Source organism: Onishia niordana (assembly GCF_004798965.1).
Lineage (GTDB): Bacteria > Pseudomonadota > Gammaproteobacteria > Pseudomonadales > Halomonadaceae > Onishia > Onishia niordana.
Genome location: NZ_SDSD01000095.1, coordinates 1 through 263, shown reverse-complemented (window position 1 = coordinate 263; position 263 = coordinate 1). Strand labels below are relative to the sequence as shown.

At 37.6% G+C, this 263-nt stretch carries 1 protein-coding gene; it reads right to left on the bottom strand.

Features of this window, described 5'->3' with window-relative positions:
- Positions 1 to 252, bottom strand: a 252-nt coding sequence (locus tag ETC27_RS18055; protein ID WP_276605712.1) for a hypothetical protein, incomplete at its 3' end; no start/stop codon positions are given.
- Positions 253 to 263 lie beyond the last annotated feature (11 nt).

Here is a 263-nt window from a genome sequence, read left to right as displayed (position 1 = left end):
ATACTCGCCATCCACATTAATCATCATTTTTTTATCTGTGAGGGGCTCGACTTTGATTTGGCTTGATTTTAGGTATTCAATATTGACATCATCCACGTGACTACCTTTAATCACCATGGAAATCAAAGCCAGTAACTCGAATAAATTATCTGTCTTCACCAAGATAAGAGTAAACAGACCATCATCTAGTTTGGCATCTGGTGCGATTTTTTCAAATCCTCCAACAGAGTTAGTTAAGGCCGCAAAAAACATGGAAATCTCAC